Here is an 11211-nt window from a genome sequence, read left to right on the forward strand (position 1 = left end):
GGTATTAGCCGGAATTCCGGCGGCGATCAAATGGTTAGACGCCAACGCAGGTGAGGTTGTCCTGGATGTGGTTGCAGGCTGTGCCTTGCATGAAACAGCAGTTGCAATTCGTTGCTCGCAACGTAAGTTGCGGGCATGACGCCGCAAGACATCACCAAGCTGATTGTGCGGACTTCCATGAAGGACCGCGGCGCCTTCGATCTGCTCTACCGGCAGACCAGCGCGAAACTTTTCGGCGTCTGCTTGCGTGTATTGAATGACAGGGCGGAGGCCGAGGAGGCGCTGCAGGAGGTCTTCGTCAAGATCTGGACGAAGGCCGACCGGTTCGCGGCTTCCGATCTCAGCCCTATTTCGTGGCTTGTCGCGATCGCCCGCAATCATGCGATCGATCGTCTCAGGTCAAGGCGCCAGGTGACCGTCAACATCGACGAGGCGCTTGAGGTTGCAGATCCCAGTCCAGGTCCCGAGGCTTCGGCGGTCGCCGGCGGTGAAGCCGAGCGCATCTACGGCTGTCTCGAGGAACTGGAAAAGGATCGGGCGGCTGCCGTTCGGGGCGCCTACCTCAAGGGGGAGAGCTATGTCGAACTCGCGGAACGCCACGGCGTGCCGCTGAACACCATGCGCACATGGCTGCGTCGCAGCCTGCAAAAACTTAGGGAATGTCTTGAGCGATGACACTGGCGGAAAACAGCGGACCGGAATGGGAAGGGGGCGACGACATCTTCGCCGCCGAGTACGTTCTTGGCGTCCTGCCGGCCGACGAGCGGCGCCAGGCCTCCTCCCGTATCGACGGCGAGCCGGCTTTCGCCCGTCTCGTCGACCAGTGGGAGCTGCGCTTTGCGCCGCTGGCTTCCGCCTATCCGGAGGTTGAGCCGCCGGCGGCCATCAAGCCGGCCATCGACCGGCGTCTTGCAACCGCTGTCCAACTGCCATCCTCGGCAGCGCCTTCGCCAGGCTTGTGGTCCAGCCTTGCCCTCTGGCGCGGGCTGGCAGCCGCAGCCGTGGCGGCGCTGGCTCTCTATGTCGCCGTTCCCTATGTCAATCCGCCGGTGCAGGCGCCGCAGGAGCGCATGGTCGCGACTCTCGCCGCCGATGGCAGCGATGTGAAGTACATGGTCATGTATGATGCCCACAGCGGCGAGATCGGTCTGGCGCATGTGGCGGGCGAACGCGGCGCCGACAGGGATTTCGAGCTCTGGATGATCGAGGGCAACAACCCGCCGGTGTCGATGGGCGTCATCCCAGCAGGCGCCTCGATGAAGATGCCGGTCAAGCAGGACATGCGCGACAAGCTCGCCGCCGGCGCGGTCCTCGCCGTCAGCCTCGAGCCGACGGGTGGTTCTCCGACCGGACAGCCGACTGGACCTGTCGTCGCTGCAGGCGATCTTCGCGACATCTGACCTTGTCGACATGGTGATCTGATGGGGTTGGCTTGCCGGCAGTGTTGCTGCGCCCGTGCAATGGTTTGGTCGGCAGAAAAATTTGTTGAACCTGAAACTTTTCAAGCGATGAAAACGTATCTACTGTGTTTGCCAAATACATATCGAAGCATTGAAAGAATAATTTGCAAAAATGCGGGTTTTGGCGAAACTTGTTTGAATTATCCATCGTAACTTCTTTTGCCTTTCCAATTCGGAAAACAATCCAAGGAGTTACGATATGCGTAAGATCTCTCTCGCATTGCTCGCCGGCGCGTTCTCTGCTCTTGCTACCATGGCTTATGCCGAGAATCCTATGGTTGGCGGTGCTGCAATGTTCGCCGACAAGAACATCGTCGAGAACGCCGTCAACTCGAAGGATCACACCACGCTCGTTGCCGCCGTCAAGGCTGCCGGCCTGGTCGAGACCCTGCAGGGCAAGGGCCCATTCACCGTCTTCGCCCCGACCAATGAGGCTTTCGCGGCACTTCCGGCCGGTACGGTCGAAACCCTGCTGAAGCCCGAGAACAAGGACAAGCTGACCAAGATCCTGACCTGCCACGTCGTCGGTGCCAAGGCGATGTCGGCTGACATCAAGAAGATGGTCGACGACGACAAGGGTGCTCACCCCGTCAAGACTGTTGGTGGTTGCACCTGGACCGCCAAGTATGACGGCGACAAGGTGATGATCGAGGACGAGAACGGCAACGTCGCCAACGTCACCATCGCCAATGTCGAGCAGTCGAATGGCGTCATCCATGTCATCGACAAGGTGCTCCTGCCGAAGATGTAACCGCCGGTCACGGGTTGCGTCCTTTGCTCACGGGCGCAACCGGCAAAGCGTCCCGCAACGGCCCTCTCCGTGCCGCTGTGGGGCGCCGTCCTTGTCGCTCAAGGCGTGTTGATTTCGCGCTGAAGCGACACGGCGCTATGGTCGCAGCGGAGGTGAAGCCATGAACCGCCGTATGCTTCTGCTCGGCAGCGCTGCCATCGCGCTTGTCGCCGCCGCGTTGCTTCCCCGACGCCTGATCCTGTCGAACCCGGCCAATGCTGAAAGTTTCGAGGTCACCAGGACCGACGCCGAATGGCGTGGCATCCTCTCGGATGCGCAGTTCGCCGTGCTGCGCCAGGAAGACACCGAACGGCCATGGACGAGCCCATTGCTCAACGAGCACCGCAAGGGTGTCTTCCATTGCGCCGGCTGCGACCTGGCGGCCTATTCGTCCGACACCAAGTTCGATTCCGGCACGGGATGGCCGTCATTCTGGCAGGCCGAGCCCAATGCTGTCGGGACCCGCACCGACAACTCGCTGCTCATGACCCGCACCGAAGTGCATTGCCGCCGCTGCGGCGGACACTTTGGCCATGTCTTCGACGACGGTCCGCCGCCGACCGGCAAGCGCCATTGCATCAACGGGCTGGCGCTCGCCTTCAGGCCGGCCGCGGCGTAACGCCCGGCCGGCGATCGTTAGCTGCCGCGGTCAGCCGCCGTTGACAACAAGCGTGATGGCCTCGCGCAACTCGTCCATGCCTTCGTTCTTTTCCGACGACGTCGCGATGACGGTCGGGAAGGCGGCGGCGCGCTTCTTGATCTTGAGAAGCGTATCCTCGATCAGCTTCGGCACCGCCGCAGCCTTGATCTTGTCGGTCTTGGTCAGCACGATCTGGTAGGAGATGGCGGCCTTGTCGAGCAGGGTCAGTACCTCCTCGTCGTTCTTCTTGATGCCGTGGCGGGAATCGATCAGCAGGTAGACGCGCTTCAGGGTCACGCGGCCGCGCAGATAGTCGAACACCAGCTTGGTCCACTGGTCGACCTGCTCCTTGGGCGCCTGCGCATAGCCGTAGCCCGGCATGTCGACCAGCGCCATCGGTGGCAGGTCGCCGGCCTCTCCCGAATAGCCGTCGGGTACGAAGTAGTTGAGTTCCTGGGTGCGTCCCGGCGTGTTCGAGGTGCGCGCCAGGCCGTTGTGCCGAACCAGGCCGTTGATCAGCGAAGACTTGCCGACATTGGAGCGGCCGGCGAATGCGATTTCCGGCGGTCCTTCCGGCGGCAGGAACTTCATTGATGGCACGCCACGGATGAACACCCATGGGCGCTTGAACACCTCGGTGCTCAAGTTGCCGTTTGTCGTTGTTTGTTCGGTCAAGCCGCTGCCTCCAGTAAAGAGATATCCGAGCCTCTGATGGCGTTGAGGTTGCGGCCGATCTTTTCTGCCGGCCAGTTCCACCAGGCGATCGCCAGCAGCTTTTCGATTGTCTTGTCGTCGAAGCGTCTCTTGACGACCGTCGAGGGATTGCCGGCTACGATCGCATACGGCGGCACGTGGCGGCTGACAACTGATTTCGCCGCGATTATGGCTCCGTCGCCGATATGAACGCCCGGCAGGATCACCGCTTCCATGCCGATCCACACGTCGTTGCCGATGATTGTGTCGCCGCGCACCTCCTGTTGCCAGGTCGCGACGTCGAAACCGTCCTCCCAGCCATGGCCGAAGATGTTGAACGGATAGGTCGAAAAACCCGACATCGCGTGATTGGCGCCGTTCATGATGAAGCGAGCGCCTTCGGCGATGGCGCAGAACTTGCCGATGACCAGCTTGTCGCCGATGAACGGATAGTGGTGCAGCACGCATTTCTGCTGGAAGAGATCCGGCCCCTCGGGATCGTCGTAATAGGTGAAGTCGCCGATCTCGATGTTTTCGGCATCGACGAGCGGCTTCAGGAAGCCGACGCGCTTGTGCATCGGCATCGGGTGCTTGATCGAAGGATTAGGTCCTTGCATGGCGATGTATCCAGGTGAACGCGGCAGTTCATCTGAACATTCGCTGTCGCGCCATGCAATATACCCGCAGCAGCCGGGCAAACCGGGGTCTCGCAAGGGATATGCAAGACCCCGGCCTTGCCGAGACGGTTCTATGCTGGCCGGGGGGATGGCCAGAAACCGCCACCCCGCAACTGATGCGCGGGGCATCCCCTAGCTACGGCTGGGCCGCAGGAAAAGTTTCAGCCACGTTCCGCTGTGCTGCGGGCACAAAAAAACCCCGGCGCGCCGGGGTTTTTCTCGTTGAGCGGGGTGGCCTATTCGGCCGGCTTTGGTTTCTTCTTGAACAGCGCGATCAGATTGTCCCAGAGCTCGATCTTGGCGCCCTGGCGCTTCATGATGAAGCCCTGCTGCAGGATCGACAGCGTGTTGTTCCAGGCCCAGTAGATCACCAGACCGGCCGGGAACGAGGCCAGCATGAACGTGAAGATGATCGGCATCCAGGTGAAGATCATTGCCTGGGTCGGATCTGGAGGCGTCGGGTTCATGCGCATCTGCAGGAACATCGTGATGCCCATGATGATCGGCCAGACGCCGATGAGCAGGAACGCAGGCACCGCCCAGGGCAGCAGGCCAAACAGGTTGAAGATAGACGTCGGATCTGGCGCCGCAAGATCGTGGATCCAGCCGAAGAACGGCGCATGGCGCATTTCGATGGTGACGTAGAGCACCTTGTACAGCGCGAAAAACACCGGGATCTGGATCAGGACCGGCCAGCAACCCGCCAGCGGGTTGATCTTCTCGGTCTTGTACAGCTCCATCATCGCCTGCTGCTGCTTCATCTTGTCGTCCGCGTACTTCTCGCGGATTTCAAGCATCTTCGGCTGCACCTTCTTCATGTTCGCCATCGACTTGTACGACTTGTTGGCGAGCGGGAAGAAGATGGCCTTGACGATGACGGTGGTGGCGAGGATCGCCAGGCCGAAATTGCCAAGGAACTTGTACAGCGTGTCGATCAGCCAGAACATCGGCTTGGTCAGGAAGTAGAACCAGCCCCAGTCGATCAGAAGCTCGAACTGGCGGATCTGGCGGTCCTTCTCATAGGCGTTGATAACGCCAACTTCCTTGGCGCCGGCGAACACCAGCGTTTCCACGGTCGCAGACTGGCCGGCCGGAACGGTGATCGGATCGGTCAGGTAGTCCGACTGGTAGCGCGGACGACCGTCATCGAAATAGGAATAGCGCGGCTGGAAGGGCTGCTTGCCCGAGGGCACAAGAGCTGCCGCCCAGTACTTGTCGGTGATGCCGAGCCAGCCGTCCGTCGACTTGCCGGGCAGAACCTGCTTTTCGTCCTCGATCGTCGAGTACTTGATTTCCTGCAGGCCTTCGGTCCCGGTAACGCCGATCAGGCCTTCGTGCAGCACGTATGTCGAGGCATGCAGCGGCTTGTCGAAGCGGGTGATGCGGCCGTAGTTCGACAGCGCGACATCGGCGCCGCCGCTGTTGGTCACCGTGTCGGTGATCGTGAACATGTACTCGTGGTCGACGGCAATCTGGCGCTTGAATGTCAGGCCCTTGTCGTTGACGTAGGTCAGGGTGACGGGCGTTGCAGGCGTCAGCGTTGCATTGCCTTCAACGGTCCAGACGGTGTCGGGACCGGGGACGATGCCAGTTGCCTCGTTGCCGACGAAACCGACCTCGCCATAGAAGCCGCTGGGCAGCGCCTGCGGGTTCAAAAGCTCGATGATCGGCGAATTCGGTTCGACCGTGACGCGATAGCCCTTCAGGCTGACGTCGTCGATGCGCGCGCCGGTCAGGTTGATCGAGCCTTTCAGGCTCGGCGTGTCGAGGGCGACGCGCTTGGATGCGTCGATCGCCTGGGTGCGGGTTTCGACGGCCGCTGCGGGCGTTGCCGACGGTGCGCCGGGAATGCCGCCCTGCGGCTGCGCCGGCGTTGTCGCGCCAGGCTGCGCGGCGGGCTGTTCCTTGGCGACGCGTTCGGCCTCGATGCGCGCTGTTTCGCGCTGCGTCTCGATGCGCGGGTTCATGTAGAACACCTGCCACAGCGTCAGGATCAGCACCGACAAGGCGATGGTGATGAAGAAGTTCCGGTTGTTTTCCATCGAAAGCCCTTATCGCGTTCCGCGAATTCGCCGAGAAAGTTCAGCCGTGATCTGGCCGAAGGGGGCGGCGAGCACATCTTCGCGCCCGACGATCACATAGTCCTTGCCGGCAGCCATGTCACCTGCGGCATGGGTGCGGACGGCCTCTTTGAGACGCCTGCGAACCCGGTTGCGCACAACGGCGTTGCCGACCTTTTTGGTGACGGTGAAGCCGACCCGCGGCTCTGCCTCATCGCCGCGGTCCAGGACCTCGACGAGAAAAAACCGCCCACGCCGCTTGTCACCGCGGCGGACGGCCAGAAACTGTTTTCTTTTCAGAAGCCGTTCGGGGCCGCTTCCATGCGGAGCAGACCCCTTTGGCTTGCCGTCAGCGGGCAAGGTTCCCGCCTATGGCTTAGGCGGAGAGCCGCTTGCGGCCGCGGTTGCGGCGAGCTGCGACGACGCCACGACCACCCTTGGTAGCCATGCGAGCACGGAAACCATGACGGCGCTTACGGACGAGTTTGGACGGCTGATAGGTACGCTTCATTTGTTTTAATACCGCGGGGTGCGGCCCTTCTTGATTCTGTCACTTTGTAACAGGAGCTTGGCTCGGCTTGCCTCGACGCGATAAGAAACCGCGACGGAAGCGGGGCCCGAGCGTGTGCGGGCTTATAGAAACATGATGATGCCGAGTCAATCCGCCCGCGCGTCTGCCACTTGCGGTTGTTTTCCGGGCGGAATGTGTTGTCGGGGCGACATGGCGGCAGGCCAACATTGGCGCCGGGTGGGCATTTGGCAACGGAATTTGCATCTGTGCGGCGATGACCTATCTTTGGCGGAGTGGGGAATGTAAGGCGCGCCAGGCAAGTTGTTGGCCTGTTGCGCTGCACTCGGCGGACAGCCGGCATCCCCGTTCGGGACCCTGTAACAAAAGACGCGCATGACTGAAGCAGCCGAAAACGGTTCGGATACTGACAAGCAGGCCGGGCATTCGGTTCCGCTGGCGCGCGGACTTTCCGCCAAGCTGCTGCTTCTCACCGTGGCCTTTGTGCTGTTTGCCGAAGTGCTGTTCTTCCTGCCGTCGATGTCGTCGTTCCGCATCCGCTGGCTCGAGGAGCGGCTTGCGACCGCGGCTGCGGTTGCGACCATCCTGGTGCAGGGCGACCCCGCGACGCTGTCGCGCTCGGCGCAGAACGACGTTCTGGCGGCGATTGGCGCCAAGGCGATCGCAGTTCGCGACGGCGGCGCGTCGCGGCTTCTGGTGGTCTCGGACATGCCGCCGCAGGTCGACGCGCACATCGCGATCAACCAGGTCACGGTGCTGGGCTCGATGCCCGCCGCCATCGACGCGCTGCTGTTCGGCGGCAGCCGCATGCTGCGCGTCTACGGCACCGTCGGCGAGAGCACCAAGGAGTTCGAGCTGGTGCTGCCCGACTATCGGCTGCACCGCGCCATGCTTGCCAACGCGCGCTACATTGTCGTCGTCTCGCTCCTGATATCGTTGTTCACCGCCGCCCTGGTCTACTACGCCATCGATCGCATCATGATCCGCCCCATCCGCGCCATGACGCGCTCGATGCTGACGTTTTCCTCGGCGCCCGACGATCCGGCGGGGGTCATCGAACCGGAAGCGCGGGCCGACGAGATCGGTGTCGCCGAGCGTGAATTGTCGGCGATGCAGGCCCGCCTGCAAAGGATGCTGAGCGAGCAGAAGCACCTGGCCGATCTCGGCCTGGCCGTTTCCAAGATCAATCACGACATGCGCAACATTCTTGCCTCGGCCCAGCTGATGTCGGACCGCCTGCGCATGGTCAAGGATCCGACCGTGCAGGCTTTCGCGCCGAAGCTGATCAGGACGCTGGATCGCGCCGTCTCCTATTCGGAAAACGTTCTCGCCTACGGCCGCGCCCAGGAATTGCCGCCGGCGCGGCGCCGCCTCAGGCTGCGGCAACTGGTCGATGACGTGCATGGGCTGCTCGGGTTCGACCCCGAGTCCGGCATCGAGTTCTTCAATGCCGTGGACAATGAGTTCGAGATCGACGCCGATCCGGACCAACTGTTCCGGGTGCTGACCAACCTGTGCCGCAATGCCGTTCAGGCGATGTCGGGGTCCGACGACAGCGCCATCGTCAACCGCCTGACCGTCTATGCCGAGCGGGAAGGCAGCGTTAGCCGCATCCTTGTCGCCGACACCGGGCCAGGGTTGCCGCAAAAGGCGCGCGAGAACCTTTTCGCCGCCTTCCGCGGCTCGGCCCGCAGCGGCGGAACGGGCCTGGGCCTGGCCATCGCCCACGAACTCGTGCGCGCGCATGGGGGAACGATCGAGCTTGTCGAGAGCGCCGGTGGCCGCACCGTCTTTGCCGTCACCATTCCGGACCAGCCGGTTCGCCTCGACGAGGCGCGCAGCAATTTGCGTCGGCCGGCTTGATCGCAAAAAACTTTGCCGGCACCGGCTTGCAATTCCCAAAGCCAGCCGTTAGGTAGCGCCAATCGCTGCGGCCCATCCGGCCGAAGTGAGCGACCGTCGTGACGGTCCAATGCGCGCCCGTAGCTCAGCTGGATAGAGCACCAGACTACGAATCTGGGGGTCAGAGGTTCGAATCCTTTCGGGCGCGCCACTCTCCAACCAAATCGCTTCGGGGTTTGACCACTACCCCTGTTGTGGCGTTGGCTAAGTCACCCTTCGAGGTTGCGATGCGGCATGTCCCGGCACGCCACGGGACATCTCCTTCCTTGCCGAACATACGCCGGGACTGCGTCAGCGCTGGCATTCCCTAAGAGAGGTTGTCGCGCAGGGGCGGCCAGCCGGTCGACTTCCCGGCCGTGCCGTTGGGCAGCGCTTGCCGCACCAGGAAACGTCTGCAGGTAGTGCAGGGTGCCGTCTACGGGAAAACGAACGATGGCCGATGGCGTGGCTGCCCGGTGTAGCTGTCTGCCATTCGACATCGGCTCCGATCGACGGCCCGACCAACGAATAGGAGCGGTTGGTGTACGGTTTGCGGATCATCGCCGCTGGCTTGTATTCGTGTTCCAGGCGCGTGTTCAATAAAGTTTAATGATAGGCAAGAATCCATATTGTATTTCGATGAAAACTATATATCGAAGTATGGGCAATATTACGTGAGTATTACTGAAATTGCATACACGCGCAGATTGCAAGATGAGCGGTGCTAACGTTCTTGATTTTGTACCGCCTTCACAAGACGTGCGCGCGTCTACCGCAAGGGGTGGTGCAATCCACTCTATCAAGGACCCCGGCGAGGCTTCGCTTGTCGCAGAAGCGCATTACGCGACGGTGTTCCTTACCTCCGTGCCGGGCGTGCGGTCGTCCCTCAACGGCGGCCCGATGCAGAATTTCGACATTCCGCTGGGGGGGATAGGGTTGGTTCCGGCCACGGGGGCGGGGGTCACCGCCTGGTCGACGAGGCGCGAGAGCGTGGCGATCGTCATCACCCCGGCCAGCCTGCAAGAACTTGCCGGGCACGAGTTCGACACGGAAATGTTCGAGCTGCAACCGGTCCAGGCCAAGGTGCCGGGCCCCTGGGCTCTCCAGTTGGCTGGCCTGTTGAAGACGGAACTGACAACCAGAGCCCCCGTCAACGAACTCTATCTCGATTCGCTGATTACTGTGTTCGGCGTGCATTTGCTCCGAAACTTCACGGACATTGCTGGCCAGAAATGCAGAAGGACCGGCGGGCTTTCGCCGCAGAACGAGCGCCGTGCGCGCGATTATCTCGCGGCCAACTTTGCCGGCAAGATCACTGTCGCGGAACTGGCTGCTGAATGCCAGCTTTCGCCGAGCCATTTCATCCAGGCTTTTGGCAAGAGCTTCGGGCAGCGTCCGCACGAATATCTCACCAATCTGCGCCTCGACCATGCGGCGAGCATACTGGCCCTGGGCTGGTCGAGCATCGCCGATGTCGCCCATCTCAGCGGCTTCTCCAGCCAGAGCCATCTGACCGCGACGCTGCGCAAGCATCGCGGCATTACACCGGCCCAACTGCGCCCGGCCAAATAGGCCGCGCTCACCAGCCCGACGGACTGCAAATTGGCGTGGTTTCCTGATAGCGCCGGCATATCCTGAAATACGTTTGGCCAAGGCCATGCTTCTCCTGAGCATGTAGAAATCTGCCGGCGCTGGGCTGCCGGCCCGAGACATCGACGCGGCAACACGGGCGACCTGGCGGAGGTCCGGCGCGACATCTCGGGCAGGACAAGGTTCACGGCCGCCCCGTCCCCGGAAGATTTCGCAGACGAGGGGGCTGTCCATGCTTTTGTCACGTTCGCTGTCGGCGGCGGTGCGTCGTTTCGTTCGGCTTTCGCGAGATGGGGCAGGAGTCGGCCCCTCGAATGAGGCTCCCTCACATTGCCCGGAAAGCGTACCAGCGTGGCCAAGGCCGCTGATGACCGTCGCCCCGATCCTGTTGACGTTCTGGGCGATGGCTGTGTGTGCGATGGCGTCGCCAGCTCAGGCGCAGACCGTGGTGTTCCGGGAGGGCTTTGGTTCCGTCGCAAGTCGCCTGCCCACCGCGCTAAGCAATGCCGATACAACGTATGGGACTGCCAGCTGCCTGAACGGCTCGATTCAAGACGCCGGCGGTGTTTCATCAGATCCAGACGGAACCGCTTATCTTTTCCATAACACTGCCGGTTGCACTTACAGCACAACCCAGCGCGTCTGGTATAATGTTTCGCCGATCGCGGTAGAACCAAATACGCACTATCGATTTGTCTATAACGTCAAATTGACCCATCCAAGCAACCCGCCGATCCTGATCCAGAACGTCGCGCCAAATGCGGGCGGATCACTGGCGCTCGGGGCTGCCTCAACGCCGAGCCTCGTTGTGAATACTTGGGTTCAGGGCTATCAGGAGTTCGTAACCGGTCCCGGCACAACATCAGTCACCTTGTCCATTCGAAACAACCG

The 11211-nt window shown here is 61.8% G+C and carries 11 protein-coding genes and 1 tRNA gene; 7 read left to right on the top strand and 5 right to left on the bottom strand.

Annotated elements, in window-relative coordinates; all coding sequences use genetic code 11:
* Positions 1–135 precede the first annotated feature (135 nt).
* The 4 genes from PCJ21_RS08390 to msrB all read left to right on the top strand — a co-directional run bounded on the left by PCJ21_RS08390 (position 136) and on the right by msrB (position 2869).
* Entirely contained in the window at positions 136–675 is a 540-nt protein-coding gene (locus PCJ21_RS08390) for a sigma-70 family RNA polymerase sigma factor (RefSeq protein ID WP_269930940.1), read from the top strand.
* The gene (locus PCJ21_RS08395; RefSeq protein WP_269930941.1) at positions 672–1400 is read left to right on the top strand and encodes an anti-sigma factor; all 729 of its coding nucleotides are present in this window, start codon (positions 672–674) and stop codon (positions 1398–1400) included. The genes PCJ21_RS08390 and PCJ21_RS08395 overlap by 4 nt, the downstream gene beginning before the upstream one ends.
* Before the next feature lie 259 nt (positions 1401–1659).
* Positions 1660–2211, top strand: coding sequence for a fasciclin domain-containing protein (locus PCJ21_RS08400; RefSeq protein ID WP_269930942.1), 552 nt, complete (start codon positions 1660–1662; stop codon positions 2209–2211).
* A gap of 160 nt (positions 2212–2371) precedes the next feature.
* A complete protein-coding gene (gene msrB, locus PCJ21_RS08405; protein WP_269930943.1) occupies positions 2372–2869 on the top strand; it encodes a peptide-methionine (R)-S-oxide reductase MsrB in 498 nt (165 codons plus the stop codon).
* Between the two features lie 30 nt (positions 2870–2899).
* Here the strand turns inward: msrB and yihA are convergent, their stop codons facing one another.
* From yihA to rpmH, 5 genes are all read right to left on the bottom strand, one after another.
* Positions 2900–3565: a ribosome biogenesis GTP-binding protein YihA/YsxC gene (yihA, locus tag PCJ21_RS08410; protein ID WP_269930944.1), complete on the bottom strand. Its 666-nt coding sequence runs from the start codon at positions 3563–3565 to the stop codon at positions 2900–2902.
* A complete protein-coding gene (locus PCJ21_RS08415) occupies positions 3562–4200 on the bottom strand; it encodes a CatB-related O-acetyltransferase (protein WP_269930945.1) in 639 nt (212 codons plus the stop codon). The genes yihA and PCJ21_RS08415 overlap by 4 nt, the downstream gene beginning before the upstream one ends.
* 296 nt (positions 4201–4496) lie before the next feature.
* Positions 4497–6302: a membrane protein insertase YidC gene (gene yidC, locus PCJ21_RS08420; protein WP_269930946.1), complete on the bottom strand. Its 1806-nt coding sequence runs from the start codon at positions 6300–6302 to the stop codon at positions 4497–4499.
* Between the two features lie 9 nt (positions 6303–6311).
* The gene (rnpA, locus tag PCJ21_RS08425; RefSeq protein WP_269930947.1) at positions 6312–6680 is read right to left on the bottom strand and encodes a ribonuclease P protein component; all 369 of its coding nucleotides are present in this window, start codon (positions 6678–6680) and stop codon (positions 6312–6314) included.
* A gap of 16 nt (positions 6681–6696) precedes the next feature.
* On the bottom strand, positions 6697–6831 hold the full coding sequence (rpmH, locus tag PCJ21_RS08430) for a 50S ribosomal protein L34 (protein ID WP_008833937.1): 135 nt from the start codon (positions 6829–6831) through the stop codon (positions 6697–6699).
* A 393-nt stretch (positions 6832–7224) separates the two neighbouring features.
* Between rpmH and PCJ21_RS08435 the strand changes: the two genes are divergently transcribed.
* From PCJ21_RS08435 to PCJ21_RS08445, 3 genes are all read left to right on the top strand, one after another.
* Positions 7225–8712, top strand: coding sequence for a sensor histidine kinase (locus PCJ21_RS08435; protein WP_269930948.1), 1488 nt, complete (start codon positions 7225–7227; stop codon positions 8710–8712).
* A gap of 113 nt (positions 8713–8825) precedes the next feature.
* Positions 8826–8902, top strand: a tRNA-Arg gene (locus tag PCJ21_RS08440).
* Between the two features lie 542 nt (positions 8903–9444).
* Positions 9445–10302 carry a helix-turn-helix transcriptional regulator gene (locus PCJ21_RS08445; RefSeq protein ID WP_269930949.1) on the top strand — a complete coding sequence of 286 codons (858 nt, stop codon included), beginning with the start codon at positions 9445–9447 and terminating at the stop codon, positions 10300–10302.
* Positions 10303–11211 lie beyond the last annotated feature (909 nt).

This window comes from Aminobacter sp. HY435 (genome assembly GCF_027568395.1).
Classification (GTDB): domain Bacteria; phylum Pseudomonadota; class Alphaproteobacteria; order Rhizobiales; family Rhizobiaceae; genus Aminobacter.

What these genes read in the sequence shown, in the direction of transcription:
- PCJ21_RS08390 (WP_269930940.1), top strand. Translation starts at nt 136, where the DNA reads ATGACGCCGCAAGACATCACCAAGCTGATTGTGCGGACTTCCATGAAG.
- PCJ21_RS08395 (WP_269930941.1), top strand. Translation starts at nt 672, where the DNA reads ATGACACTGGCGGAAAACAGCGGACCGGAATGGGAAGGGGGCGACGAC.
- PCJ21_RS08400 (WP_269930942.1), top strand. Translation starts at nt 1,660, where the DNA reads ATGCGTAAGATCTCTCTCGCATTGCTCGCCGGCGCGTTCTCTGCTCTT.
- msrB (WP_269930943.1), top strand. Translation starts at nt 2,372, where the DNA reads ATGAACCGCCGTATGCTTCTGCTCGGCAGCGCTGCCATCGCGCTTGTC.
- PCJ21_RS08415 (WP_269930945.1), bottom strand. Translation starts at nt 4,200, where the DNA reads ATGCAAGGACCTAATCCTTCGATCAAGCACCCGATGCCGATGCACAAG.
- yidC (WP_269930946.1), bottom strand. Translation starts at nt 6,302, where the DNA reads ATGGAAAACAACCGGAACTTCTTCATCACCATCGCCTTGTCGGTGCTG.
- rpmH (WP_008833937.1), bottom strand. Translation starts at nt 6,831, where the DNA reads ATGAAGCGTACCTATCAGCCGTCCAAACTCGTCCGTAAGCGCCGTCAT.
- PCJ21_RS08435 (WP_269930948.1), top strand. Translation starts at nt 7,225, where the DNA reads ATGACTGAAGCAGCCGAAAACGGTTCGGATACTGACAAGCAGGCCGGG.
- PCJ21_RS08445 (WP_269930949.1), top strand. Translation starts at nt 9,445, where the DNA reads ATGAGCGGTGCTAACGTTCTTGATTTTGTACCGCCTTCACAAGACGTG.